Below are 23672 nucleotides of genomic sequence, written 5' to 3'. Positions count from 1 at the left end.
ACTTAAAGTATAGAGAAGAGGAGATAAACCGATGAAACGTCCGCTAGTCACAATGGTCCAAAGAAGTACAAAATTGGCCGTAATTGCTGCATTAACGGCTGCAATTGCAGCCGGATGTTCCGATAAACCGCTAGCTGGTCCGCAGGATCAGAAGCCAGGCCAGGAATCCCAGCTTAAGACGGTCCAAACGGTTAAAGTAACCAAGGAAAAAATCTCCGAACCTTTGGAGCAGGTTGCCAATGTCATCTCGTCCATTCAAATGGACGTTGTGGCCAAAACGAGTGGAGATATCCTGCAGGTTTATAAGAAGAAAGGCGATAGCGTAAATAAAGGTGAAGTGTTATTCCGTATTGACGCGACTGATCTTCAAATGCAGAAGCAGCAGGGTCAGCTTGGCATTAAAAGTGTTCAGGCACAAATGAAACAGGCTAAAGATGAACTGGCGAACAAGAAAACAGAAGTCGATAACAATATTACCAAAGCGGAACAAGGCATCAAAGACGCGGAAAAAAGCTTCAACAAACTCCGGAACGATTACGATGAAGGTCTGATAACCAAGGTTGAACTCGAGAAAGCACAAACTCAGATAGATGGGCTGAAACTTGATCTCAGCAGTATGAAACAAGCGCGCAAGACTCTGGATAACACCGATGCACTGGCCGCCTTGCAAGTTCAGTTAGAGACTTCCGACCTTACTGTACGTAAAGCTGAGCGCGAATTAAGTAATACGGAAGTAAAAGCCCCGATCAGCGGCATTCTCACCGATTTCGGAGTGGAAGCGGGAATGACACTGGCACAGGGCACTAAAGCCGGACAGATCCAACAAATGAATCCGATCCGAATTACCGCCGACTTGACGGAAGAAACGGTTAAGCTTATCCGCGGCAAAAAAGAGTTGAACTTCTATGTTCCAGGAGCTGAGGGGCAGATGAAGGCTCCCGTAAGTTACTTGTCCGATGTTATGGATTCACAGACAAAAGCCTACACCCTGGAATTAGAAGTTGGGAATGCCGAGCATAAACTGAAGCCTGGACAGAAAGTCCAGATTCTGCTGACGGATGAGGCAGAGCAAGTGGTTGTTGCCGTTCCGACACTGAGCATTGTTAGAGAAGGCAGTGAATCCTTTGTCTTCGTACTGCAAGGAGATATTGTAGAGAAGCGCAAAGTTCAACTTGGCCGTCTAAATGAAACAATGCAGGAAATTATCTCGGGTATAGCTGAAAATGATCTTCTTGTTATTTCCGGTCAGCATCAGCTAAAAGACAAGGAAAAAGTGACGGCAGGAAACTAACCCTGCTTATCACCCAATTGGAGGAGAGAATATCTTGAAGAGCCCATGGAAATCTACCGCAACCACAGTCGTATTGACAGCCGCTCTGCTCGCATCAGCCACTCCGGCTTTGGCGGCAGCTGATCCCAAATCAGCTGTAGTCAAACCAGCTGTACAAGCACCGCTATCCTATACATTGACGCAAGATCTTCAGGTGGAAATTAAAACGGTTGTCAATGAGAAAACGCCCGATGGCACACGTTTAGGTGCAGTAGTACGGATAAAGAATACAGGAGCCAAACTGGTTCGTGTTCCGGAATACGAAGTTCGTTTGAAGACGAAAGACGGGGTGGAGTATAAGCTTCAACCCAGCCTGGGGAGCCCCAAGTCGATCCAGCCTAAATCGCAAGCGGAACTTAGCTACCTGACTACAGTAGATAGCGCAGGCGGTGTAGAGCTTGGCGAATTGACATGGGTAGACATTGATGTCTATGTCTATCCTAAGAAAGAAACACCTAAGCTAAGCATTCCCATAACCGAGGTGGCCTGGAGCGGGACGGATAACGCTGAAATCCCATCGGCTTCCGTCAAAAAATGGGGAGAGTCGTTTGCCATTCCGTCTTTAGACACTCCGCTTGAGTTTAAACTGTCGAATATCAGCCGTAACTATGAAGGAAACAAAGCGTCTTCTATCGTACAGGTACTGCTTACTAATCCTTCTAAGAAGCGCGAAAAGCTGCCTGATATCGTTCTGGAGGGGAAAAGCGGATTAAAGACTTATGACAGTGCGCTTGTGGAATCCGGAGTGGCACTAGAGCCTGGTGAGCAAAAGTATGTTCATTTTGTTATTCCGACCGAGCTCAATACGGAACTGGATGCGTTCAATATAGTTACAACGGAGAAGTATATCAATGATCAGAAAGAACCCGTAACTTATCGCGTCGGCAGAGTACACGTGCTGCTGCCGGATAAACAGTCGGACGCCCTTCTTATACAAGGCAAGTATGCATTTGGCGAAGCAATGAAGATGGATCCGCTGAATAATCTGATCCATCCCGATATGTCCGTCTCACTGGTTGAACTGCACATGGAGGAGAATGAAGGGGATGGCTTCAATACAGCCATTGCGAAGTTCAGGCTGACGAACAAATCCTCCCGCCCCTTGGGTGTTCCATCTTTCGCAACGGATTTGGTGAGCAGCGACGGGTATACGTACAGCGGAAGCAGACAAGGACAGACGTCCATTCGGGTGCTTCCTAACGCTTCATATATCGTGAGCTACTCCTATGTACTTCCAGCATCAGAAACAGGCGAGGAACTTAAGCTAGCTTTATACGAAGCTCAAGGATCAGCATCACCTGAAGCCAAGACACCTGCTTCGGCTGGCGGACCTGATAAAGATGGCAAAGATGCATCAGCTTCGGATGCAGCAGCAGGAGCTTCGCTAAAAGGAGCGGTGTCATTCAAATCTCTTCTTACAGCCTACAAGGTGGATGTTCAGCCTCAGCCGGAAAGTAAGGACCTGTTTGCCTTGTACCCTTTAAACGTTAAAGTGAATTTATGGGATATATCGGCTATCTATAATTTGCAGCAAGGATACAACTACAGGTTGAAATTGATGCTTGATATTAAGCAGGAGAAGGATGTTCTTATCGACCGGACCTTCTCGCAGCTGCAGTTTGATATGTATGACAGCGGCGGGACTCTGATTTCATCCATCTCTCATCCTTTCTTTGGTCAGAATAAGCTTCAGAACGGCACTAATATTCTTAATTTTAGTCCTAACACCGAGGAATTAGGTTACCCGATCACAATTAAAGTGTATGAAGCTTTTGAGAACGATAAGGGCGAGACGGTTAAACGTCTACTCGGTTCTTTCAAGCAATAAGGTAAGGCACATATAACTGTAAAAAGCCTTTACCAGCCCCTTAAAACGGCTGGTAAAGGCTTTTATTGTTGAATGAAACCTGAGAAAAGGGTTACCCCTGGAAAGGGAACGAACGAATGACAGTCCACTCACCGTTCTCCTGGCGGCCTAATACATGCAGGGCGTCTACCGTAAACGAATAATCGACAGCCGTGTTTTTGAGGCTGGCCAGCACATCATGCAGTTCGTCTGCACCCATTTTCTGGCCGACCGTTAGATGCGGATGATAATTATAAGGTTTTCCTGAATCCTCCAAAGGTCCTGTGCACACTTCGTCATGAAGCGCGATAAGAGGCTGCGTTTCTTTAAAAGCCATATAAATTACATTGTTTACGGGGTAATAGGAAGAAAAACGGTTGAAATTGACTTGGAAAGGAGCTTGTTTCTCTGTTACATGCTGCAAATGAAGTGAGGCAGCTTGCAGTTGCTCTTCCGTCCAGTCTTCTTTTTCCCTAACGGTAATATGGGGCTGTATGGCCTTGTAATAAGGGTCAAAGCGTTTACGATAGCTGTTGGCATCCTGTTGAATTTCATTCGGCGGAAGAATTGCAATTCCGTACAGCATGTAGGTCCCTCCCTGGATATTAACGTATTGGATTGCGTAATACTTCTATTATACCGTGTTTTGGTATCTTCTCACAATTCAATCTGAATAAGTGCAATACAGCGCATGCCTATAACCTTTTGAGCAGCTTGTTCATATAGTAAACATAACGTGCTCATTAAGGGGAGAAGTCAGGTGGAATCCAAACGACAAGTTCACAGTCATGAAATAAAAAATGCCGTGATGCAGAAACTTGCTGAAAGAGGTGTGCAGCTGGAAGATATTGCAGAGATTGTGTTTGCGATGCAGGCCCCGTATCATCCTGATTTGGCTATGGAAGCTTGTCTGCAATCCATTCATGCGGTATTGGGTAAAAGAGAGCTCCAGCATGCCATCCTGGTTGGAATTGAACTGGACATAATGACGGAGAAGAAACAATTGTCGGAACCTTTGCAGTCTATTCTGGAAAACGATGAGAGTTTGTTTGGATGTGATGAAACGTTGGCCATCGGTTCTGTTTTCGGTTACGGTAGTATTGCCCTGACGACGTTCGGATATCTCGATAAAGAAAAGACAGGCATTATCCGCAGGCTGGATACGAAGACAGGTGGCGCTGTCCATACCTTTCTTGATGATATGGTTGCTGCCATCGCGGCCGCGGCATCGGGGAGGATTGCTCATAAAAGCAGGGACGAATCGGAGCGGGCAGGCGGCCTTGTAGAGGATGTTTGAATGAATCTGGAACCTGCAAGAAGAAATCCGTTAAAAAGTTGTATGTTCCATCGATAGCCCCAGGCTGTTTGGGTTATGCTATCCCTAGGCTAATAAACCGCTAACGGAGTGTGGAGCATGCGCTGGATCTATTGGGTGAAGCTGTACGACAGCAAATTCCAGGCAGGAGTTCTTGCCAGAAGGATGGAAGAAGACTGGTGGATTTACGGATATGAATGTCCGCGAGAAGTCGAGATTTTCAAATCCAGAAGAGGGCGGTTCGGCGTCAGATATTCCGTTCAATAACCAAAGAGAATCGGAGCGTAAATTTCAAAAAAAGATTGACTTTATAGCTGATCATGTTGTATATTTATTTTTGTCGCTATAATATAAAATTGACGCGGGGTGGAGCAGCCCGGTAGCTCGTCGGGCTCATAACCCGAAGGCCGCAGGTTCAAATCCTGCCCCCGCAACCAAATTTTTTTTGCCTGTTTTTAGCGATACAAATTAGCAAGGGCCCTTAGCTCAGTTGGTTAGAGCGGTCGGCTCATAACCGATTGGTCGGGGGTTCGAGTCCCTCAGGGCCCATTGTAAGCCGGAGTGGCGGAATTGGCAGACGCACAGGACTTAAAATCCTGCGGTAGGTGACTACCGTACCGGTTCGACCCCGGTCTTCGGCATCAGGGTGCAAGAAACCATAAAGACTTCTTTATCTTACCGTGCATGATGCACAGGGGATAAAGAAGTTTTTATTTTGTAACGAGATACAAGCAGCCGGATTCGTATAGCTCGATCGCCTCACAAACATTTCCATGTTAGACTATACCTAGATGTTGGGTAAAGAAGGTATAAAAAAGCCAAAGGAGGCGTATTTGATGTCGATCCCTTTTCGTATTGTATTAGACGAAAATAAAGCAATCCGCGGGGACTTTTATCCTGCGGCTTCAATTTCCAGAGGTGTACTCATTATCTCTCATGGATTTAAAGGATTCAAAGACTGGGGGATGTTCCCATATGCAGCGGAGCGGCTAGCCAAAGATGTCGATGTAATCACGTTTAATTTTACACATAATGGTGTAGGAGAAGATGGGGAGACGTTTACTGAACTCGAGAAATTCGCTAAGAATACCTACAGCTGCGAGTTGGATGATCTGTCCACTCTTATTTCCGTTCTTACGGACGAATTTGACTTTAAAAATAAGCTGCTGAGTTCAGATAAAAAGCAGCCGGTTATTTTTTATCCGAATCACAGCCGTGGCCTTAATCTGTTAAATACAGGACCTGATCATGCAGGTTCAGCCAATCCGTTATCTAATCTGCCGTTCTTTCTTTTAGGACACAGCCGTGGTGCAGGGGTAAGCCTTATTTACGCTCTTGATCATCCATCTGAAATCGCAGGCGTTATCAGTTGGAACGGAATTACCCAAGTCGATATTTTTGATGAAGCGACCAAGAAGAAGATGCGCAAAGAAGGACGCGCATATTTGACCAATACGAGAACAAATCAGGAGATGCCGCTTGATAAGGTAATTCTCGATGATATAGAAGCCCGACAAGCCGATTACAACATCGTGGAAAGAATGCGCGGGGCCCAGTTCCCAGTGGTGCTGATTCAAGGAGAGGAAGACTATGCCAATCTCCGTAAAGGGTCCAAGAAGCTTGTGGACAGTAATTCCGGTGTGAACTGGATACAAGTGCCCGGCGGCAACCATACCTTCGGGGCAGTTCACCCTTTTCAAGGCACGACAGATGCCCTCGAGAAGGCCATCGAACACACCTTGGAGTTTCTTCGCCAGAGGGTAGTTCCGACGGCATAAACGGGAATTGTGACCGTGTGAATAATGATCGTATCAGGCTGATTAGGGCCGCATAGATGAAAAACCCTTGATTCCTCAAGGGTTCTTTTGTGTAATCTGACTGTAATCGATACCACAGCCCGCACCCTGTTAATGCTGCATTGCCCGGTTCACGCGTTAAGTGGCTTTTTTAGATAATGCTTGGCGTCAGTCTGCGTTTTATGGATACGTTCCAAAGTTTTTCTGGTTAGTTATTATTCGTTTGAAGACACGGTCATTCTTTTATATTTAACCGCTTTACTAAACACATATCGAACAAGTGGTCCGACTATAAGGAGTTGGAGGGGAAAAGCAAAAATAAAATTTTTGAACACTAAAGAAAAGTAACTTGTCACTAAGGGTTCACCGCTCAACGTATTAGACAAGTAAGACATTCCCAATCCGTACAGCGACATAAAGAGAACCATTCCACTCACCATAAAAAATGCAAGGGATAGAATCCCATATCCTTTCTTAGATTTATCAAATGGCAAGGAGAAAGCAAGCTTCTTGGCCACAGGGCCGACAATAAACAATTCCAATAAAGAAGCCGTGATAAAGACAGCGATAAGTTGAATAAGTAGTTCTTTTAAAGAAATGGTGCCCATCATGCCCTGTGTAAGCAAATTATACAACGTCATGAATACAACCATTCCACAGCACATCATCAGTCCAAAATAGACCTCTTCTTTCTTAGTTGCTGGCAATTTACATCATCCTCTCTGATATCCTTTGTTATTATAAAGATAGTGGATGTCTTTACATAAGTGAACATTTTGTGAACATTCTGAATATGGGCATACACACAGAAAAAAAGCCGGCCCATCTGGACCGGCTAAACGGAAACATCACACAAGAACTAGAGAACATCTGGAGCATATTCGGATTGGGTATTTTTGTTATTTAGTATCTTTTGTACCCCAATGATCTTCAGATCATACAAAATGTGCAGAATGACCGGGAGCAGCAGGCTGCCTGTTATAAAGTATAACCATGCCATCACCGCTCCGAATACAAATGATGAAAAAATGCCGGCCAGCCCTTGAGAGAAGTGTATGAGTCCAAACACAAGGCTTACTGTAACCGCACTGGCAAGTGAAGATAATCCCCAGTGCTCCACTCCGTAGTTGTAAAGGAAGCCCCGATATAAAATCTCCTCTGTTATGCCTACCGTGATCGACACCCATACAAATAATTTGTGCTGCCGCTCTGTAGTAGGGAAGGTATGTCGCCTTTTCTCGTAACTTTTGGCCACTTCTTTCCGTAAGTCCCCATTGTACCTTAGCAAGATCAGAGGAACCACAGTGACGATGAGCAGGTAGGCAAGAGCTGCAGACAGTAAGGTGTGCCCCATCCAGCCCAGCTCCAAGGAATGTCTGACCCGGTAAACGGTGGGATCAATCAATAGAACAGGAAGTGCAGCTATCCAGTAAACCCCATGAAGTATTAGGTATGCCTGCTCTTTGGATGCCTGAGATGTCATACGTTTGAGACGCCGCTGTTCAAGGAATCCGCTTACAGGAATAACCAAGCTTATATAGACAGCAATAAGATGCCAAGCAACATCCATTTAAAGAATCCTTTCTTGATCTAAAATTAATACAATGTATTATAAATTCGAGTGGCTTTATATAATACAAAGTATTATAATGCAGATATCAAATAAATGGAACAAGGGTGGTGTCAATGAAGAACGAACGCCCTCGAATACCGCCACTATGCGGTACTAAGGAAGTGGCTGAATTACTGGGGATAACTCGTCAGAACGTACCAAACACAAGAAAAACAAAAGGGTTTCCAGATCCGATAACCCATATAGGCAAAAGGCCGTTTTGGCTTGAATCAGATATATTGGAATTCAGAGATAAAAGAAATCATCGTAAAAGTGAGGGTATCTTAAGATGAGTGTATACATGGGGAACTTATTGCTGCTAATTATCAAGATACTGGGTTTATCATCTTTTGTTATCATGACCTTCACAATATTCAAAATCCCCTTGCGGGAAAATCATAGAAGTATTGCTGCAATGGGAATGATTCTGGGTACAGTCGGTTACTACATCAAAAACATTTTAAATTCGCCTTTGTACTTTATTTTCTTGATAGCTGGTTTTACTGTACTGCTCATGGTAATCAGACGCTATCCAATCCTGTATTGCTTACTGATAAGTCTTATCGGATTTGGTGCTTCAACCATTGTGGATACCGTCATATCTTTTACAAATATGGGCTTGAACTTGGCGACAATTGAACAAATGAAATACGATTTTAACACCAACATCGCTTTAAATATTGCTTATACAGGTTGCTGTTTACTCCTAGCGACAGTCTTACATACATTCAAATTAGGATTTTCCTTTATCGTTCGAAGATTTTCAGGGACCAGAACCATTCTTAAGCCGCACAATTTTGTATGGGCCATGCTATTGATCGCAGGGGCTCTGCTCACACATATTTTTATTGTATCTAATAATGAAGAATACCACACGTATCTCCTGGTTGGTATCTTAATCGTATTTGCAGCTAGTATTCTCTACTCTTTCTTGCAGAATAAAAAGGTATTGAAAGACCGCTACCCTAAAACTGGGGGAATTGATTCTTGAGTATGACTGAAAAAATAATCGGATTTGTCGAAAGCAATGCTGACAATCCTGAATCTACGGCAATTTTAAAATACGGTTTACGTATTGCAATGGAAACAGCAGCGGTAGTGATTCCGGTAATCATTCTGAGTATAATAACCGGTCAATTTTTAGAAGGTCTGGTTTCGACAGCGGGGTTTTTAATTCTTCGCTATTTAAGCGGGGGGATGCATTTTAAAAAAGCTTCTACATGCAATATCATTTCGATCATTATTTTAATAATTTCCATTTCAATACCTGTACCATTTGACAATGTTGGTTGTATCATGACTGTAGTGGCAGCAATAATATTGTTCTTTACAACTCCCAGTAATACGAATCGGAGGCGTCTTGACCCCAAGTACGATCCCTTGCTTAAGGTAATCGCCGCAGGAATTGTAAGCATTAATTTTATCGCTGAGTCGTCTGTCCTATCACTAACTTTTTTTATCCAAGCTCTCACTACACTTCCGATCTTTTGGAAGCTACTCGATACATATCAAAATTAAATTAACGAGAGGAGGTTAAACGATATGAAAACATTCCTGGCGAATGCAGTTAACAAGGCTTTGAAGATGGTCGCGAGAAGAGCGACGGATACTGGCTGCACATTTATCTGCCACAATCCGGAAGCGCCTGATGAACTCTTTTCAAAGTAATCGTCGGTAAGTTCCTGTCAGAAAACGGGGGATTCTGTAACTACAAAGCAGACTTATTCTAAGGATGCGGCAAGACCGTGGAGATATCAAAATACGTCTATCCAACAAGAAAGGATCACTTTCCCGATAGGGAGGTGATCCTTTTCTTGTTGGCAGAGATTAACGTCCACTGGCAGAAACCTTGGTTGTGGCGCAGCTGTGGTTATTTCTCGATGGGTATTCAAAAATTTTCTTCAAACTTAAAAAATTTGAGGAATGACTTGTGCCGGGCTTTATTGGCTTGTTTTAAATCCTCCAGATTAACCGCGTGCATAATCCCTTTGTGCGACATGTGGCGTTTTACAAGTTCAAAGCAGGCTTGCTCTTGAGTTTCCAGATCTAGTTGTGCATTGAGCATAATCCGGTAAACTCCTGGCAATGTCTCCATGTAAGAGCCTGCTATGATGTCCATATCATCCGGGCAGCTGATCCGTATCCCTAGGTGCCTGGCTGCTCTATAGGGACAGTTAATCGATATCTCTTCAAATACGGCTTTAATGGACCGGTTAGACATAATTACACACTCCCCAGGTTATTGTTTTAAAACATCTGGTCATGATGATGATCTGGGAGCGTATCTGCGACAAGATGCTAAGACAATAGGTGTTAGTTAAATATAACACACGTTATTTAGAATTTCTTCCTTTTTTTTCTTCTTCTAGGTCATTTAAAAATGTATATCGCATATAACTCATAACATGTCTTAGTTTTTCCTCTGTTACACCCTTCGAACGAAACAAATTTTCCGTCTCAGAAATGAATCTCTTATACATCAGTTGTTCTTCTTCGGAAAGGCCGTCTACCGTATTTTCATCCCTAAGAGGTGATTCAGTTCTTCCTAGAAGATAATCGGTGGTTACGTTAAATAGGTCTGCAGCTTTAACCAATAATGGATATTTTGGGGTAGCGCCATTCTTGCCTGCTGTTTCATATTTTGAAATACTAACCCTTGAAACACCTAACATTTCAGCTAAATCATCTTGTGTCCAGCCGCGTTTTTCGCGCATCTGGACAAAGCGTTCTGCAAATGAAGACACTAGGACTCAACTCCTAAATTGAAATGTAACGTTAATGTTGGTTAGTTAACCAAAAGTAAAAAGCTGGGATTCACTCATCCCGAACGAGAAAAGTGAATGTAAAAATGAGTATATAGTCCTTGCTGATAATTTAATTATATGACGTAACTTATGGTTACGCAATCACGGGTTAATATATCGAAAATACAATGCAGCATCCACAATGTTGGTATTGCCTGAACAGGGGAAAATGGAAATTGTGACAAGGGTGGAGAAGTAGGAAACTAAGATAAAGACAAATTAAAGACGAATTAAAGATGTTTCATGGCTGGTAAAAGTTGTTAATAACCATTTGTAACATAAAAATTACAATATATGGAGGTGTATTATGATTAAGAAGAAACTTATGTCCGTTGCTCTGACCAGTATTTTTTCGCTAGCTTTAGCTTCATCGGCTTTTGCTGCAAACGACGGGATTGTAGCTATCGCAGCTCCTAATCAAATTACAGCAGCGTATGGTCTTACGGGCCAAGGGATTACGGGTAAATTTACGCTTGCGACCACTTCTTCAACAGGCTATGCCTATGCAACGGTAACAGGATGCGGGGATCGTTTTACTTCACCTAATGTTTCGGGTGCCAGCGGGCAGTATACAACTTCAATTTTTCTGAAATCAGGCTGCTCTTACCAGGTTAATCTTTACAATTATTCGGGCGGCACCGCAAAAGCTTACTTAAACAATTGGTATAATTAGTTCCTTATATGTTTTGAAGGTCACTCAATCGAGTGGCCTTTTTAATTAGATCAGGATACTGACATCAACTATGAGGAGGCGAGGAAATTCGCTACGTTTATGGAGGACAAGGTTACGGGGGACTCCAAGTGGATGAACTTCTTCAAACATACGAAAGGTGTACACTACAGGGAACATATAGCGCATGAAATAAAATATTTTAACTTCGCAGGGAGTAAAGCCACTGCATTTGCTTTGTATCAGACACCCTATAAGTACCAAATTCGTATCAAAGACTATTTTAGGATGATTCTGGCATAAAATTTATCACTCTATAAACAGCGAAAAACCCTTGATTTCTCAAGGGTTTTTCTTGGATGACCTGAGCCGGGCTCGAACCGACGACCCCCACCCTGTCAAGATGGTGCTCTCCCAGCTGAGCTATCAGGTCATGTATGTAAATTCAGTTGTTTCTAGCGACAAGTAGTATCATACCAAGGAATACATCAACTGTCAATGCTATTTTTATTTAAATAGTTGCATTTAAAAACTCCCCGGAAAGGGGAGCATGGTTGTCGGTAAAACCTGTATGTGGGTCGATCCAATCGTTAATGGTGTGGGCCTTATTTATCTTTTTTGGGTAGATCCTCATCATCGGCAAGTTTGTCCATGATTTTGCCCACCACTCCGCTAATTGGATCAGTCGCTGCTTTGTCTTCGCGTTCAGGAGGGGTATTAATGCCACCGGCCGTATTTGAAATCTCATTATAATAGTCTTTATTGTTCTTGTCATTGGATTGCGCCATGATCATTCATTCTCCTTTCTTTTATCCGCTATAAGTATCTTGCACAAGAAGTTAAAATTTATCATTATCAGATAAATTAACCGGACTAGCTGCAATTCAAACAAGGGCATACGATTTATCTAAATTTTCTGACAATTGTATTGTAATATTTTCACCCTTGTTTTATAATGAAATCAGAAGATAAATGAAGGGAAAGGGTGATATTTCATGACAGCACTGCTTTTCATAGGAGGATTCATCATTATTGGCTTTAAATTCGCAAATATGGTCTCTAAACCGAATTATAATCACCGCAGCAAACGTAAGTCAGGCTATTCGAGCCATACGGATTCAAGCGGGTATTATGGGGGCGACGGCGGTTCAGATTGCAGCAGCAGCTCGGGCGGCAGTGATTGTTCAGGCGGGGGAGATGGCGGTGGAGGCGGCGGAGGCGACTAAGTCGCACCAGGCGCTTTTTTTTATGTCTGAAAAAGTTTGTTAGCTGCTCGCCGCATAAAAATAGGGTTGCCTCTCCTTTATTTATGTCACACAATAGGAGAGAATCTAATCAATTATACATAGCGGGAGGAATCCGAATGCCGGTCAAAAAAATTGAACATGTCGGAATCATGGTAAGCAGCATTGAAAAATCCGTTTCCTTCTATGAAAGGATCGTCGGCCTGAAGCTGAAGGGGGCTGAATCGAATGGTTCTTTGAAGCTCGCTTTTCTTGGTTTCGATGTGCAGGGCGAGACGGAGGTAGAACTTATTGAAGGCTACGGGGGTCCTGTTACGGAAGAAGGCCGAGTCCATCATATTGCATTTACGGTGGACAGTATTGAAGAAGAATTTAAGCGAATCCGCCAGACGGACATCAAGCTGATTGATTCTGAAATAACGACTCTGCCTAATGGTTCCCGGTATTTCTTTTTTCATGGACCGGATGGAGAATGGATTGAATTTTTCGAAAGCACACGTACGTAACATAGCGTACTGTTCTGCCGGGAAATAAAGCTTCTGATGGAGTTGACACGAATTTTAATTCGGGTTATTCTACTAAGAAGTTAATAGAAGTGACGGAGACGAGGAGATTTCATACGAAGCGCTTGACCCCTGGGGGTCCGGCTGGTTTGTCATGGGTCTCTTTTTTTCGTGCATATGGTTCTGGAACAATAAGAAAATGCTTGGCTTCTGAACCATAACTGCTATAAACGAACACGCGTACATTTCAGCAGGTGATAGTGTTTTTAGAGGGGGCTCTTAAAGATGACATCTTACATATTATCCATTGATCAGGGGACGACCAGCTCGCGCGCGATTTTATTTGACCGTGGGGGTCACATTGTACATACGGCACAGCAGGAGTTTGCTCAATATTTTCCGCAGCCCGGCTGGGTGGAACATAATGCCAATGAAATCTGGGCCTCGGTTCTCGCAGTTGTTGCAACTTGTCTTATAGAGTCAGGAGTTAAACCGGAACAGGTAGCCGGCATCGGCATTACAAACCAGCGTGAAACAGCCGTCGTGTGGGACAAAGCTACGGGGGAGCCTGTATACAACGCCATCGTGTGGCAATCCCGCCAAACACAGTCGATATGCGACGACTTGAAGAACCAGGGGTTGCAGGATAAATTCCGCGAGAAGACGGGACTATTAATCGACGCCTATTTCTCAGGAACTAAGGTGAAATGGATTTTGGATCATGTGGAGGGTGCAAGAGAACGCGCGGAGAAGGGCGAACTTCTATTCGGAACAATCGACACATGGCTGATCTGGCGCCTGACGGTCGGCAGTACTCATGTTACGGATTACTCGAATGCATCCCGGACGTTAATGTACAATATTCATGAGCTGAAGTGGGACGAAGAACTGCTGGAGATCTTGAATGTGCCGGCCAGTATGCTGCCGGAGGTGAAATCATCATCAGAAGTGTATGCTTATACGAGCGAATCGCACTTCTTTGGCCAGCAGGTGCCGATTGCCGGTGTGGCTGGCGATCAGCAGGCCGCTTTGTTCGGTCAGGCCTGCTTCGAGAAGGGAATGGCCAAGAACACTTATGGAACCGGCTGCTTCATGCTGATGAACACGGGGGATCAGGCGGTGGCGTCCAGTCACGGTCTTCTCACTACGATTGCCTGGGGAATCGGCGGCAAAGTCGAATATGCGCTTGAGGGCAGCATATTCGTCGCTGGTTCTGCGATTCAATGGCTCCGAGACGGGCTGCGCATGATTAAGTCCGCGAAGGACAGCGAATCTTACGCTTCCCGCGTGGACTCAACGGAAGGCGTATACATCGTACCTGCCTTTGTCGGACTTGGAACGCCGTACTGGGACAGTGACGTTAAAGGTGCGGTCTTCGGACTAACACGGGGGACGAGCAAAGAGCACTTCATCCGCGCCACTCTGGAGTCTCTGGCTTATCAGGCTAAGGATGTGCTTGCTGCGATGGAAGCGGATGCGGGTACAGAGCTGAAGAAGCTCCGGGTAGACGGGGGAGCCGTCTCTAATGAGTTCCTCCTCCAGTTCCAGAGCGATATGCTGGGAGTACCCGTGGAACGCCCGCTCATTAATGAGACCACGGCCCTCGGCGCCGCTTATTTGGCAGGTCTTGCAGTCGGCTATTGGAAAGACTGCGATGAAATCGCCGCACAGTGGGCAAGCGGCAAGGCTTTCGAGCCGGCAATGGCACCGGAGCGCAGCAGCGAGCTGTATGAGGGCTGGAAGAAAGCTGTGCGTGCAGCGATGGCTTTCAAGTAAGAGGGCGGCTTGTCTAACCTGAGGCTTTTAAATTATATAAAAAGAAGCTCCTTGTTGTCCCAAGCTGGGGATTACTACAGGGAGCTTCTTTTATATTTTTTTATAGGACAGTGCTTATTCGACAACATTTCCAATGGTTCTAATGGATACTTAAGCATGAGAATCCAGTTCAAACCGGCTGATTCTAAGGTAAAGGTTTGGTTTCAGGAGGATATCGGGTAAGAAAAAAAGGATACCGGGGCGTTTAGTCCGCGTCTTGTTGGCATATCCTACTATTATCGGATCAGGAGGTTTCAATATGCGAAAACCTATTCAAACCCTGCTGCTTTCCGCGGTTGCACTTACGGCACTGGCCGGCTGCGGTAACAGCAACAACGAATCGACCGGTTCTCTTACTTCACCGTCACCGGCAGCACTGCCGACAGCTTCGGCTGCGCCATCGCCATCACCATCCGCCTCTCCTTCAGCTTCACCGGGTTCATCCGTGGTCGAAGTAGGGCTTAAGAATGCAGAAGGAACCGCTATCGGAACGGCGCGCTTCTCCAAAGAAAATAGCGGAGTAAGGGTAGAGGTCCAGGCAACGAAATTAACGCCGGGGGAGCATGGGATTCATATCCATGAATCGGGAGCTTGCGAAGGGCCGGATTTCAAATCCGCGGGTTCTCATCTTAATCCGGAATCCCGAATGCACGGGACGGAGAATCCTCAAGGACCCCATCTGGGAGATCTTCCGAATCTGAAAGCGGAGGCAAACGGTGAAGCAAAATTGAATGTGCTTGTGGAAGGCTTCACGCTGGAGAAAGACAAGCCGGGTTCGCTGTTTAAGCAGGGAGGAACATCGCTGGTCATCCATGAGAAGAAGGATGATATGAAGTCTGATCCGGCTGGAAACTCGGGTAATCGTATCGCATGCGGCACGATTTCGAGCGGCAAATAGGCCATAATTGGCTAGCTGATGGAGGCAGGCAAGCATGATCAAGACACAAGAACTCAAACAACAAATGGATGATTTATCCAGACAAAACGACATGCTGCTGGTAGAAGTGGAGCAGTTAAAGAAAATGATCCAAAATAATGAACAGCAAGGCAATAACGGGCAGGGAGCCGCGAATAGCCCGGATCGTGGGGACAGTCAGTCTTCCTCGAACTCGTCAGGCTCCGGCGGGGCCGATCGTTCTGGCGGCGGCTCGCAGGATGCCGGGAATGGCGGATCTGATGCAGGCGATCAGGAGCAGGGGAATGACAACCAGGCTCAGAGCTCACCAGGGCAGACGACCCGGCGCAGTTCATCGAACAGACAAAGACAATCCGCCCCGAATGAGAGTTCTTCTTCCGGAAGCGATCAGGGTTCTGCTCAAGATCAATCGGCAGGTCAGAACCAAGGACAGCAGCAGCGCGCGGATCAAGGGCAGAATCAGCAGAACAACAGTCAAGGCTCCGGTTCCGGTGTATCCGCGATGGCAGACGATCTGAATGTTATTAAAAACATGGTTGAGGAACTGGAGAGAAAAACAACGAGGCTGGTTTCGGATCAGACTAACGGATCGCTGACGGAGAAGGATGTCGTTAATTTGATTTTGTATATGATGAACGGAATGATTGACTGGACCACCGATTTTGTCAGACAAAATAAGACATCCTCTTGAACTATTCGACAGGTATGAAGCCGTGAGAGCGGCTTTTTTTCTTGGAAAAAAAGAGGAAAACTCATTAATCCATTCTTTAGTGAATTCGACAAGATACACTTATTTACAGTTCCCGGAAGTCCATATAAAGTAATGATAGTGTTGTTTACTCGCTGGGGCTTGACCTGCCTGAACCGGACTATTGAGAGGATGAGCTGGGAGTATGAGAAATTTGGATATTCGAATCATAAGCACACAGCTTGGATTACGCTCCGAATCGTTGGAGGCTTGGCTGGCAAAAGAACAGCAGACGAAATCGGAGCAGAATTACAAACCGGAAATGAGAAATCAGTGTCACAAATACGCTCCGTACGAGAACAAACCATCGGATGAAATGTCTATTATTTCTTTATAGTTAAGTCTTATTCAGACGATTTGTACAGCATAGTGCGGATCGTCGCCCGTCTTCGGGTCCTCCCCTTACATATCTTCCGCTTCCTGCCTCCTGCATTCCTTGGTAACTTCCCGCCACGGTTACGGTCCCTATAGAAAAAAGCCTCTCAGAGAGAGGCGCCGGATAGTCGTCCGTTCACAAACTAAACGGGTGCTTGAAACATTTGTTTGGCACAATATTCGATAATATCACTCCGTCTTACAATTCCGATAAAATTACCGGAGTCGTCCACGATCGGTACAAAGTTCTGCACCTTGGAGAGATCGATCAGATCTTCCATGTTGGCATGAATATGAACCGGTTTATTTTTCATGCGAAGCGGTATTTCTTTCAGAGTATGCCGGTGCGCATTATCGAATGTAACGCCCGGTGTATTTTTGAAATACCAGAGCAGGTCTCCTTCAGTTATCGTCCCCATATATTTTCCATCCTCCGTGAGGATAGGAACTGCTGTATACCGGTGATATTCCATACGCTCTAGCGTCTGGCGGAGTGTAGCATCAATCGTCGTTGTAATGACTTCCTGTTTGGGAAGCAGGAAAAAAGCAATGTTCATGAATCAGGCTCCTTTACGGGCTAATAAACGTGATCAATGATGACCCTCATCAATTATTATACTATATCGCCGGCATAGAAACGATAGGTGCCAACCCGGATGATCGCCTGGACAAGGCGGCCTCCAATAAGCTATAGTATCACGTAACATTCAGAAAAGGAGATACAGCAATGGAATTCATCCGTGTAACTAATCAGGAGCAGTTAAAGGAATGTCTGGACATCCGCAAGGAAGTATTCGTGGTCGAGCAGCAGGTTCCGGTTGATTTGGAGATTGACGAAATAGATGCTTCCCCGGCAAGCGGGTATCACGTCCTGATCCGGGAGGATAATCAAGGGGCAGCGGCGGCACGTTGGAAAGATTACGGGGAAGGCCGGGCCAAGCTGCAGCGTATTGCGGTGCGCAAACTCTTTAGAGGGACGGGCCTGGGTTCAAAGCTGGTATCAGGCATGGAGCTCCACGCCAAAGAGCTCGGCTTTAAGGAAGCGGTTCTCGATGCACAATGCCAAGCCGAGTCTTTCTATGCGAAGTTGGGGTACAAGACGATTTCGGAGAAACCGTTCGATGATGCGGGAATACCTCATGTACGAATGATCAAGTCGCTGTAGCTCTCTAAACCGCGTCTTTCTGGCGTGAAGAATAGGCTGGATTGGATTCTTCCTTGCTCGCCATCGGAAATGTCATAATGAAGCGGGTTCCTTTATTCAATGTGCTTTCGATCTCAATCGTCCCATCGTGATCCTGGACGATTTTGTGACAGATGGAGAGGCCCAGGCCCGTTCCACTATCCTTCGTCGTATAGAAAGGGTTAAAAATCTGATCAAGCTGCTCCGGTGGAATTCCGGAGCCTTGGTCCTCTATCTCAAGGACAACATGGTAATCACGCGGATAAAGGCGGATGATTACTTTTTTATTATCCTCCATGGATTCATAGGCGTTCTTGATCAAATTAATGAGCAGCTGTATCATTTTATCCTGATCCATCCAGATATTCATCGGTTCTTGGGGAGGCACGTACACCACTTCATGACCGAACCGGCTCATTTCAGACAACGTCAGTGAAATTACCCGCTGAATGCACACCTGGAAAGATTGTACGCGAAAATGGACGGCATGAGGCTTGGAGAATTGCAGGAACTCTGCCGTGAGCTCGCTCATCCGGCTGATTTCATCCATAATTAGCGGATACCAGTTCTCGATGTTGTAGCCGTTTGATTTTGAAATTTGCAAAAAGCCTTTAATCGTCGTAAGCGGGTTGCGAATTTCATGCGCCATACCCGAAGCAAGCTCTCCCACGATCCGTAGTTTCTCAGAACGCAGCATATGTTCCTCGCGTTTGAGCCACATCTCTCTTTTCATCTGGAATAAATTGTTCTCTGCAAGCAGTATGAGGTCATCTTTAGTTCCACCCTTGTCGGTCAGAACGGCGCTTCCGTATGTAATTTGTATGCCTGTTAATTTGGGGAGTTCGGAGCCGAGCTGCTGTTCGATATACTGAAGCATCTGCTCCCGTCCTGTGTACGTTAACGCGACAGCGAATTCATCTCCGCCATAGCGCGAAATGAAGAAAGCTTCCGAGAACTTGATTTGCAGAAGTTCGGCTACCTGCTTCAGAACTAAATTCCCGGCTTGAAATCCTTGTGATTTATTCATGGCCTTCAGATCGGTACAATCAATCAGGATGAACATAACGTGCGATTCCTTGTGAAGCAGGTCCTTTAACTGCCTGTGACAGGATTCATAATTCGGAAGGCCGGTCAATGCATCATGTGTACTTAATTTTTTTCGCTCTCCCGCCAGCTTTTCTGCTTGTTTAATCAAGCTGATCAGCGTGACGGAAATAAGAATGAACACGGCGAAATTCGTGACGTAGAGAACAAGTCCCCATAATGTCGAAAATGTCGTGAATGAATGGACGACAGCTTTAGAAATGACCGGAAACAAGATCATATTAAGCCCGACTAGAGTCCAGATGGTTGATTTTGATTTATTGTCATGTAAATCAGCGGTCAGGATCAGAATATACAGGGAAAAGCACCAGTCCGTCTGGGAGATCCAGTGAAACGTAATAAGCAGAGCGAGTTTAGATAATGATACATACAGAGAAGGTTCTTTTGTAAAATGAGCAAGTATGAGAAGGATACATAACCCGATCAGCAGTACATTATGCAGTGCCAGGCCGAAAGAAAGAGACAGAACCGTAATAACGGAAGCATAAGAGGCCACGAACCATTTGTACATATAGAAATCCACCTCTTGGAGGTCTTGTAAGCATCTCATTAGGGGTTGGTCTGGTTAGCAGGGGATGCAGCATAGGACCTGTTAGTTTCAAAGAACTAGGTCGAACGACTTATAAAAAATGTCTCAATAAGTAAAACCAGGTGCATTCACCTGGTTCCGTTCTCTATAAAGTATAGATTTGGTGCTGCTTGATAAAAGTCATTTTTCCGGATTTGCCCGAATACAAAGGCATACTATCCCCGTAATGCATCAAATAAATCCGGGATTGCACCGATTCGGGCAGGGTCAGCAGCTCTTCGAGCGAAGCATGCACGACACCCGGGCTCTCAAGCTGGCAGTCATGGAAAATCCGTTTGCATTTGCGTTTCTGGATGACTTCCCCGATGAGCAGCTCCGGGCAAAAACGAATATCGGCGCTATAAAAAATTTGATCGTTTACAAAAAGAGAAAAGCTCTTCTTACCCGTAATATGCGGAGTTTCCATAATTTCGATCTGGAGCCCTTCATGGATAGACACAGGATGCCCTTCATGTAAAAGTTCGACCTCGAAGTAATCCGTTAAGCCGGACAATTCCTCTCCCGCATTCTCCATGCCGCCTTTGAGTGTATGTTCCCAAATGGTCTCTTCCAGCGCAGCGGGAAGATAGAGCTTTAATTTACGTCCGTGTTTGTACCGCATTTGAAAAGCAAGTTCCTCAAGCCCGCCGACATGGTCGGAATGAAGATGGGTAATCAGTACGCCCCCGAGTTCATTCACTTGAATGTTCAACTCATGGAGCGCGCGGGGAGCTGTATTGCCCGCATCCACCAGAAGCGTAAATCCGTTGCAGGTCCAGAGTGCATTGTTGTTATAGAATTTCTTGGCAAAAGCACTGCCGGTTCCGATCATTTGCAGCTGTAAGCTCACAAAACGGCCCCCGTTCTCTAGAGATACGTTCTTTCACAACTCTAGCACGGAAAAAGTTGGATTTCAACCGCTTTCATTCTGTAAAAGTTTTGTAGGATTCGACTTCTGTACGGAGGGCGGCAGTGATATAATGGAAGGTGAAGAGGCATTAGGTAAGGAAAGTAGGGGGTTAAGATGGCATTATCTCTGGGGTCAAATTTACAAGCGATTTCACTGTTCGGTACGCTGGGTATGGCACTTCTTGTTCTCGCTATCCGGATGAAGGCATCCAAGCGGCCTGTGAATGCGATGAAGATATTAATGCCGCCCATTGGGATGAGCACAGGCTTTCTTATGTTTGTGGCTCCGATGACACGCATACCGGTGACGTGGGGATTGCTTGCTTTTGCGGTAGGGGCAGTCGTGTTTGCCTACCCTCTGATCCGAAGTTCAGGCTTTACGAAGCAGGGTGATCATGTGTATCTTCACCGTTCCAAAGCTTTTCTGTTTATATTGATCATCCTGCTCGCCATTCGGATGCTGCTCCACGGTTACGTGGAGGAATTTATCAGTGTCTATCAAACCGCTTCCGTGTTCTTCATTCTCGCATTTGGCATGCTCCTTCCGTGGAGGGTTGCCATGTATGTGCAGTACCGTAAATTAATGAATTCATAGAAGACTGGTAACCTGCCGCCGTTAGTTCAGGGCTTTTGCCCTAATTAACAGGCGGCCCGTTTTTTCATGCACTCTACAATCAGGCCATCTAATTGCTGGCTGATTTCCACTACTTTGGGATGATTCATATTATATTTATGTTTAGCGGCCATAAACGACAATACACCTTTTAATTGCTCGATCTCCAGATCTAATGTGAATGGGATGGACATAATACGTAAAACCTCCTCCTATAGTAGAATGGATGATTGGCATAAAGGAATGGACGACAGGAAACCGTTTATTTGCAAGTGAAGCTTAGCTAAACGAGTCGGAGAGGAACAGAAGATATGTCTTGGGTTTTGTGGAGTGTAGCGGCGCTCATCTCCTTTGTAATAGTAGGTTCTATCGGGATTTCCGCCTATGTGGGGTGGCAGCTTACACATCCGAGGAGACAGCCTGTAGATGATTCACCTCAAACCTATGGGCTGACTTATGAGGATGTAGAATTCGTAAGCCGGAAAGATTCAATGAAGCTGAGCGGCTGGCTGATTTCGCCCGAGGAGAATGGCGGTGATCAAGCGGTTATGACGATTATCTTCGCGCACGGGTATGCCGGAAACCGTCTGGAGCGCGGTCTGCCTGCTCTTGCACTTGCAAACACGCTTGTCCGTTCAGGATACCGGGTACTTCTGTTTGATTTCCGGAATTCAGGGAGATCTTCGGGGACCCTGACTTCGGTCGGTTATTATGAGAAACAGGATCTCCTGGGAGCGATCGATTGGATGTCGGATAAATTTCCGGCGGAACCAATAGGTTTAATCGGATTTTCTATGGGAGCGACTACATCTTTGCTTGCAGCGGCTGAGCACCAGAATGTGGCAGCCGTAATTGCGGATAGTCCTTTTCACCATTTGAAAAAATATCTGAAGACGAATTTACCGGTGTGGTCCGGACTTCCCAACTTTCCGTTTACCCCTCTTATTCTGAGCCTGTTTCCTCCGCTGCTTAAGATTGATCCGGAAGGAGTGGATGCTACGTCTGCAGTAGAGGCGATCTACCCGCGGCCCGTCCTCTTTATTCACAGCAGGGATGACGCGGCCATACCGCAGAACTCGTCCGAACAGTTGTGGGAGCGGCATCAGGATCGGTTTGAATTCTGGCCTACTGTCGGAGCGCCTCATGTTGGTTCCTATCAGATGCAGCCCGAGGAATATGCTGGACGTATCCTGGCTTTTTTCGGTTCCGTTCACACGATGGACAAAACTTTGGAACCTGCCGCGCGTTTATTCCTGTAATTCCCATTAACCGCAATTCATTCCTGTGAATCGGTCTTTTGGAAAAAAAATTATTTTTACCGGAAATGCAGAAATTCAGCTTAGAAGCCTCGTGACAGAAGGGGTTTGACCTGCCTGATATTCCATGTTACGATACGTTCGAGATAGGCTTTATAAGCACTAAATTAAATTGAAAATTGAAAAACGAAATGAGGTTCTACGATGAGCGATCACAAACACGAACATGGCGAGGATTGCGGATGCGGGCATGACCACGATCATGAGCATGAAGAGAGTGTGTTTATAGTAACGGACGAAGAAGGTAAAGAGCATGAGATGGTCATGGTTTACACATTCGAATCCAAGGAACAGCTTTATGCGGTTCTTCTCGACAAGAATGACCCTGAAGCGGATGGCGTTATTTTCCGTGTAGAGGAAGAAAACGATGATGCTTACCTGGTAAACATTGAGGATGAAGAAGAATGGGAACGCGTCGTAACTGTCTATAACAAAATTATTGAAGAAGAAGACCGCGAATAGTTTGCGGCAGAACATGCATGAGTTCGTGAAGCATTGCTGCACGTACAATAAAAAATCCCTTTTCCTGCCTGACAGGAAGAGGGATTTCTGCGTTGATGCTTGGATGTTATTTGCGAGGGTTAAAGAACATGGTGCGACCGTTAAATAGTTCCAGTTCGGCCTTCCATTGGCGGGCCAAATACTTGCATAGTTCATTGCCTTTGGATTTGTCGCCATGTGATGACGTGTCCGGAAGAACAACTTGAACAAAATGCTGTTCTTTGTCTTCCTCTATCCGGGAACCGACACCCAGAACGATATTCCGGTAGCGGGAAGAGGTTCCTTTTAAATAGAACCATTTGCCTTCCGCCTCAGGCGGGGTTTCCACAGTATAAGGAAAACCGGCAGCATCGTATTCCCATCCGAGCTGCTCACCTGTCCGGGCCAGCTGCAGTTTGTACTGGGAGAGCTGCTCCTTCAGTTCTTCTAACGTGAGGGAAGATAAGGTGGAACCTGTGACAAAACGGATAAATGCGCTCTGACTCATAAACAACGGCACCTCCT

30 protein-coding genes and 4 tRNA genes are annotated in these 23672 nt (G+C 45.5%); 22 read left to right on the top strand and 12 right to left on the bottom strand.

Features of this window, described 5'->3' with window-relative positions:
- Positions 1-31: 31 nt before the first annotated feature.
- Both EDM21_RS07280 and EDM21_RS07275 read left to right on the top strand, forming a co-directional pair.
- Entirely contained in the window at positions 32-1291 is a 1260-nt protein-coding gene (locus EDM21_RS07280; RefSeq protein ID WP_157334272.1) for an efflux RND transporter periplasmic adaptor subunit, read from the top strand.
- A gap of 34 nt (positions 1292-1325) precedes the next feature.
- The gene (locus EDM21_RS07275) at positions 1326-3158 is read left to right on the top strand and encodes a hypothetical protein (RefSeq protein WP_157334270.1); all 1833 of its coding nucleotides are present in this window, start codon (positions 1326-1328) and stop codon (positions 3156-3158) included.
- 91 nt (positions 3159-3249) lie between these two features.
- Here the strand turns inward: EDM21_RS07275 and EDM21_RS07270 are convergent, their stop codons facing one another.
- The gene (locus EDM21_RS07270; RefSeq protein WP_157334268.1) at positions 3250-3762 is read right to left on the bottom strand and encodes a 2'-5' RNA ligase family protein; all 513 of its coding nucleotides are present in this window, start codon (positions 3760-3762) and stop codon (positions 3250-3252) included.
- Positions 3763-3984: 222 nt separating this feature from the next.
- On the opposite strand from EDM21_RS07270, the gene EDM21_RS07265 reads away from it, so the two are divergent.
- The 6 genes from EDM21_RS07265 (at position 3985) to EDM21_RS07245 (ending at position 6269) form a co-directional block, all read left to right on the top strand.
- Positions 3985-4473 carry a phosphatidylglycerophosphatase A family protein gene (locus tag EDM21_RS07265; RefSeq protein WP_157334908.1) on the top strand — a complete coding sequence of 163 codons (489 nt, stop codon included), beginning with the start codon at positions 3985-3987 and terminating at the stop codon, positions 4471-4473.
- A 117-nt stretch (positions 4474-4590) separates the two neighbouring features.
- The gene (locus EDM21_RS24545) at positions 4591-4758 is read left to right on the top strand and encodes a hypothetical protein (RefSeq protein WP_166541880.1); all 168 of its coding nucleotides are present in this window, start codon (positions 4591-4593) and stop codon (positions 4756-4758) included.
- Positions 4759-4851: 93 nt separating this feature from the next.
- A tRNA-Met gene (locus EDM21_RS07260) sits at positions 4852-4928 on the top strand.
- 38 nt (positions 4929-4966) lie between these two features.
- Positions 4967-5040, top strand: a tRNA-Ile gene (locus tag EDM21_RS07255).
- Between the two features lie 6 nt (positions 5041-5046).
- A tRNA-Leu gene (locus tag EDM21_RS07250) sits at positions 5047-5132 on the top strand.
- A 195-nt stretch (positions 5133-5327) separates the two neighbouring features.
- Positions 5328-6269, top strand: coding sequence for an alpha/beta hydrolase family protein (locus EDM21_RS07245; RefSeq protein ID WP_157334266.1), 942 nt, complete (start codon positions 5328-5330; stop codon positions 6267-6269).
- Between the two features lie 233 nt (positions 6270-6502).
- Here the strand turns inward: EDM21_RS07245 and EDM21_RS07240 are convergent, their stop codons facing one another.
- Entirely contained in the window at positions 6503-6994 is a 492-nt protein-coding gene (locus EDM21_RS07240; RefSeq protein WP_157334264.1) for a hypothetical protein, read from the bottom strand.
- A gap of 152 nt (positions 6995-7146) precedes the next feature.
- Entirely contained in the window at positions 7147-7857 is a 711-nt protein-coding gene (locus tag EDM21_RS07235; RefSeq protein ID WP_157334262.1) for a CPBP family intramembrane glutamic endopeptidase, read from the bottom strand.
- A gap of 331 nt (positions 7858-8188) precedes the next feature.
- Here EDM21_RS07235 and EDM21_RS07230 point away from each other — a divergent pair, with 331 nt between their 5' ends.
- Genes EDM21_RS07230 through EDM21_RS07220 form a run of 3 tightly spaced genes read left to right on the top strand, consistent with a single transcriptional unit; the run spans position 8189 to position 9567 of the window.
- Entirely contained in the window at positions 8189-8890 is a 702-nt protein-coding gene (locus EDM21_RS07230) for a hypothetical protein (RefSeq protein ID WP_157334260.1), read from the top strand.
- Between the two features lie 2 nt (positions 8891-8892).
- Positions 8893-9417: an accessory gene regulator B family protein gene (locus tag EDM21_RS07225; protein ID WP_235918113.1), complete on the top strand. Its 525-nt coding sequence runs from the start codon at positions 8893-8895 to the stop codon at positions 9415-9417.
- 24 nt (positions 9418-9441) lie between these two features.
- Positions 9442-9567 (top strand): cyclic lactone autoinducer peptide, encoded by a 126-nt coding sequence (locus tag EDM21_RS07220; protein ID WP_084783519.1) that lies wholly within the window; start codon positions 9442-9444, stop codon positions 9565-9567.
- A gap of 220 nt (positions 9568-9787) precedes the next feature.
- Here the strand turns inward: EDM21_RS07220 and EDM21_RS24540 are convergent, their stop codons facing one another.
- A complete protein-coding gene (locus EDM21_RS24540) occupies positions 9788-9994 on the bottom strand; it encodes a hypothetical protein (protein WP_166541879.1) in 207 nt (68 codons plus the stop codon).
- Positions 9995-10232: 238 nt separating this feature from the next.
- Positions 10233-10643, bottom strand: coding sequence for a helix-turn-helix domain-containing protein (locus tag EDM21_RS07210; protein WP_157334254.1), 411 nt, complete (start codon positions 10641-10643; stop codon positions 10233-10235).
- Positions 10644-11010: 367 nt separating this feature from the next.
- Here EDM21_RS07210 and EDM21_RS07205 point away from each other — a divergent pair, with 367 nt between their 5' ends.
- Positions 11011-11376, top strand: a complete 366-nt coding sequence (locus EDM21_RS07205; protein WP_157334253.1) for a hypothetical protein — start codon at positions 11011-11013, stop codon at positions 11374-11376.
- A gap of 357 nt (positions 11377-11733) precedes the next feature.
- Here the strand turns inward: EDM21_RS07205 and EDM21_RS07200 are convergent.
- A tRNA-Val gene (locus EDM21_RS07200) sits at positions 11734-11806 on the bottom strand.
- A 172-nt stretch (positions 11807-11978) separates the two neighbouring features.
- On the bottom strand, positions 11979-12161 hold the full coding sequence (locus EDM21_RS07195; protein WP_157334251.1) for a hypothetical protein: 183 nt from the start codon (positions 12159-12161) through the stop codon (positions 11979-11981).
- 207 nt (positions 12162-12368) lie between these two features.
- Here EDM21_RS07195 and EDM21_RS07190 point away from each other — a divergent pair, with 207 nt between their 5' ends.
- The 6 genes from EDM21_RS07190 (at position 12369) to EDM21_RS07165 (ending at position 16936) form a co-directional block, all read left to right on the top strand.
- Positions 12369-12599 carry a hypothetical protein gene (locus tag EDM21_RS07190; RefSeq protein WP_157334249.1) on the top strand — a complete coding sequence of 77 codons (231 nt, stop codon included), beginning with the start codon at positions 12369-12371 and terminating at the stop codon, positions 12597-12599.
- A gap of 137 nt (positions 12600-12736) precedes the next feature.
- Entirely contained in the window at positions 12737-13123 is a 387-nt protein-coding gene (locus EDM21_RS07185) for a VOC family protein (protein ID WP_157334247.1), read from the top strand.
- A gap of 282 nt (positions 13124-13405) precedes the next feature.
- Positions 13406-14896, top strand: a complete 1491-nt coding sequence (gene glpK, locus EDM21_RS07180) for a glycerol kinase GlpK (RefSeq protein WP_157334245.1) — start codon at positions 13406-13408, stop codon at positions 14894-14896.
- Positions 14897-15194: 298 nt separating this feature from the next.
- Positions 15195-15833 carry a superoxide dismutase family protein gene (locus tag EDM21_RS07175; protein WP_157334243.1) on the top strand — a complete coding sequence of 213 codons (639 nt, stop codon included), beginning with the start codon at positions 15195-15197 and terminating at the stop codon, positions 15831-15833.
- Positions 15834-15867: 34 nt separating this feature from the next.
- Positions 15868-16542, top strand: coding sequence for a hypothetical protein (locus EDM21_RS07170; protein ID WP_157334241.1), 675 nt, complete (start codon positions 15868-15870; stop codon positions 16540-16542).
- Positions 16543-16744: 202 nt separating this feature from the next.
- The gene (locus tag EDM21_RS07165; RefSeq protein WP_157334239.1) at positions 16745-16936 is read left to right on the top strand and encodes a hypothetical protein; all 192 of its coding nucleotides are present in this window, start codon (positions 16745-16747) and stop codon (positions 16934-16936) included.
- A gap of 181 nt (positions 16937-17117) precedes the next feature.
- Here the strand turns inward: EDM21_RS07165 and EDM21_RS07160 are convergent, their stop codons facing one another.
- Positions 17118-17531, bottom strand: a complete 414-nt coding sequence (locus EDM21_RS07160) for a CBS domain-containing protein (RefSeq protein WP_157334237.1) — start codon at positions 17529-17531, stop codon at positions 17118-17120.
- 170 nt (positions 17532-17701) lie between these two features.
- Here EDM21_RS07160 and EDM21_RS07155 point away from each other — a divergent pair, with 170 nt between their 5' ends.
- Positions 17702-18139: a GNAT family N-acetyltransferase gene (locus tag EDM21_RS07155; RefSeq protein ID WP_157334235.1), complete on the top strand. Its 438-nt coding sequence runs from the start codon at positions 17702-17704 to the stop codon at positions 18137-18139.
- Positions 18140-18143: 4 nt separating this feature from the next.
- Here the strand turns inward: EDM21_RS07155 and EDM21_RS07150 are convergent, their stop codons facing one another.
- On the bottom strand, positions 18144-19772 hold the full coding sequence (locus EDM21_RS07150) for an ATP-binding protein (RefSeq protein ID WP_157334233.1): 1629 nt from the start codon (positions 19770-19772) through the stop codon (positions 18144-18146).
- A 163-nt stretch (positions 19773-19935) separates the two neighbouring features.
- Positions 19936-20679 (bottom strand): MBL fold metallo-hydrolase, encoded by a 744-nt coding sequence (locus EDM21_RS07145; RefSeq protein WP_166541878.1) that lies wholly within the window; start codon positions 20677-20679, stop codon positions 19936-19938.
- A gap of 174 nt (positions 20680-20853) precedes the next feature.
- Between EDM21_RS07145 and EDM21_RS07140 the strand changes: the two genes are divergently transcribed.
- Positions 20854-21333, top strand: coding sequence for a CcdC family protein (locus EDM21_RS07140; protein WP_201280759.1), 480 nt, complete (start codon positions 20854-20856; stop codon positions 21331-21333).
- 44 nt (positions 21334-21377) lie between these two features.
- Here the strand turns inward: EDM21_RS07140 and EDM21_RS07135 are convergent, their stop codons facing one another.
- Positions 21378-21545, bottom strand: a complete 168-nt coding sequence (locus tag EDM21_RS07135) for an aspartyl-phosphate phosphatase Spo0E family protein (protein WP_157334224.1) — start codon at positions 21543-21545, stop codon at positions 21378-21380.
- A gap of 117 nt (positions 21546-21662) precedes the next feature.
- Here EDM21_RS07135 and EDM21_RS07130 point away from each other — a divergent pair, with 117 nt between their 5' ends.
- Together EDM21_RS07130 and EDM21_RS07125 are read left to right on the top strand one after the other, a co-directional pair.
- Positions 21663-22610, top strand: a complete 948-nt coding sequence (locus tag EDM21_RS07130; protein WP_157334222.1) for an alpha/beta hydrolase — start codon at positions 21663-21665, stop codon at positions 22608-22610.
- Positions 22611-22811: 201 nt separating this feature from the next.
- Positions 22812-23129, top strand: coding sequence for a DUF1292 domain-containing protein (locus tag EDM21_RS07125; protein ID WP_157334220.1), 318 nt, complete (start codon positions 22812-22814; stop codon positions 23127-23129).
- A gap of 106 nt (positions 23130-23235) precedes the next feature.
- Here EDM21_RS07125 and EDM21_RS07120 read toward each other — a convergent pair whose 3' ends face one another.
- Positions 23236-23655, bottom strand: a complete 420-nt coding sequence (locus EDM21_RS07120) for a DUF1885 family protein (protein ID WP_157334218.1) — start codon at positions 23653-23655, stop codon at positions 23236-23238.
- Positions 23656-23672 lie beyond the last annotated feature (17 nt).

Source organism: Paenibacillus lutrae (assembly GCF_009757775.1).
In the GTDB taxonomy this organism is placed as follows: Bacteria; Bacillota; Bacilli; order Paenibacillales; family NBRC-103111; genus Paenibacillus_F; species Paenibacillus_F lutrae.
The sequence above is the reverse complement of the archived record's forward strand: the minus strand, read 5'-3'. Positions and strand labels throughout refer to the sequence as shown.

Excerpts from the sequence above, each read along its gene's own strand:
- EDM21_RS07280 (WP_157334272.1), top strand. The coding sequence starts at position 32 with ATGAAACGTCCGCTAGTCACAATGGTCCAAAGAAGTACAAAATTGGCC.
- EDM21_RS07270 (WP_157334268.1), bottom strand. The coding sequence starts at position 3,762 with ATGCTGTACGGAATTGCAATTCTTCCGCCGAATGAAATTCAACAGGAT.
- EDM21_RS07265 (WP_157334908.1), top strand. The coding sequence starts at position 3,985 with ATGCAGAAACTTGCTGAAAGAGGTGTGCAGCTGGAAGATATTGCAGAG.
- EDM21_RS24545 (WP_166541880.1), top strand. The coding sequence starts at position 4,591 with ATGCGCTGGATCTATTGGGTGAAGCTGTACGACAGCAAATTCCAGGCA.
- EDM21_RS07245 (WP_157334266.1), top strand. The coding sequence starts at position 5,328 with ATGTCGATCCCTTTTCGTATTGTATTAGACGAAAATAAAGCAATCCGC.
- EDM21_RS07235 (WP_157334262.1), bottom strand. The coding sequence starts at position 7,857 with ATGGATGTTGCTTGGCATCTTATTGCTGTCTATATAAGCTTGGTTATT.
- EDM21_RS07230 (WP_157334260.1), top strand. The coding sequence starts at position 8,189 with ATGAGTGTATACATGGGGAACTTATTGCTGCTAATTATCAAGATACTG.
- EDM21_RS07225 (WP_235918113.1), top strand. The coding sequence starts at position 8,893 with ATGACTGAAAAAATAATCGGATTTGTCGAAAGCAATGCTGACAATCCT.
- EDM21_RS07220 (WP_084783519.1), top strand. The coding sequence starts at position 9,442 with ATGAAAACATTCCTGGCGAATGCAGTTAACAAGGCTTTGAAGATGGTC.
- EDM21_RS24540 (WP_166541879.1), bottom strand. The coding sequence starts at position 9,994 with ATGGAGACATTGCCAGGAGTTTACCGGATTATGCTCAATGCACAACTA.
- EDM21_RS07205 (WP_157334253.1), top strand. The coding sequence starts at position 11,011 with ATGATTAAGAAGAAACTTATGTCCGTTGCTCTGACCAGTATTTTTTCG.
- EDM21_RS07195 (WP_157334251.1), bottom strand. The coding sequence starts at position 12,161 with ATGGCGCAATCCAATGACAAGAACAATAAAGACTATTATAATGAGATT.
- EDM21_RS07190 (WP_157334249.1), top strand. The coding sequence starts at position 12,369 with ATGACAGCACTGCTTTTCATAGGAGGATTCATCATTATTGGCTTTAAA.
- EDM21_RS07185 (WP_157334247.1), top strand. The coding sequence starts at position 12,737 with ATGCCGGTCAAAAAAATTGAACATGTCGGAATCATGGTAAGCAGCATT.
- glpK (WP_157334245.1), top strand. The coding sequence starts at position 13,406 with ATGACATCTTACATATTATCCATTGATCAGGGGACGACCAGCTCGCGC.
- EDM21_RS07175 (WP_157334243.1), top strand. The coding sequence starts at position 15,195 with ATGCGAAAACCTATTCAAACCCTGCTGCTTTCCGCGGTTGCACTTACG.
- EDM21_RS07170 (WP_157334241.1), top strand. The coding sequence starts at position 15,868 with ATGATCAAGACACAAGAACTCAAACAACAAATGGATGATTTATCCAGA.
- EDM21_RS07165 (WP_157334239.1), top strand. The coding sequence starts at position 16,745 with ATGAGAAATTTGGATATTCGAATCATAAGCACACAGCTTGGATTACGC.
- EDM21_RS07160 (WP_157334237.1), bottom strand. The coding sequence starts at position 17,531 with ATGAACATTGCTTTTTTCCTGCTTCCCAAACAGGAAGTCATTACAACG.
- EDM21_RS07155 (WP_157334235.1), top strand. The coding sequence starts at position 17,702 with ATGGAATTCATCCGTGTAACTAATCAGGAGCAGTTAAAGGAATGTCTG.
- EDM21_RS07150 (WP_157334233.1), bottom strand. The coding sequence starts at position 19,772 with ATGTACAAATGGTTCGTGGCCTCTTATGCTTCCGTTATTACGGTTCTG.
- EDM21_RS07140 (WP_201280759.1), top strand. The coding sequence starts at position 20,854 with ATGGCATTATCTCTGGGGTCAAATTTACAAGCGATTTCACTGTTCGGT.
- EDM21_RS07135 (WP_157334224.1), bottom strand. The coding sequence starts at position 21,545 with ATGTCCATCCCATTCACATTAGATCTGGAGATCGAGCAATTAAAAGGT.
- EDM21_RS07130 (WP_157334222.1), top strand. The coding sequence starts at position 21,663 with ATGTCTTGGGTTTTGTGGAGTGTAGCGGCGCTCATCTCCTTTGTAATA.
- EDM21_RS07125 (WP_157334220.1), top strand. The coding sequence starts at position 22,812 with ATGAGCGATCACAAACACGAACATGGCGAGGATTGCGGATGCGGGCAT.
- EDM21_RS07120 (WP_157334218.1), bottom strand. The coding sequence starts at position 23,655 with ATGAGTCAGAGCGCATTTATCCGTTTTGTCACAGGTTCCACCTTATCT.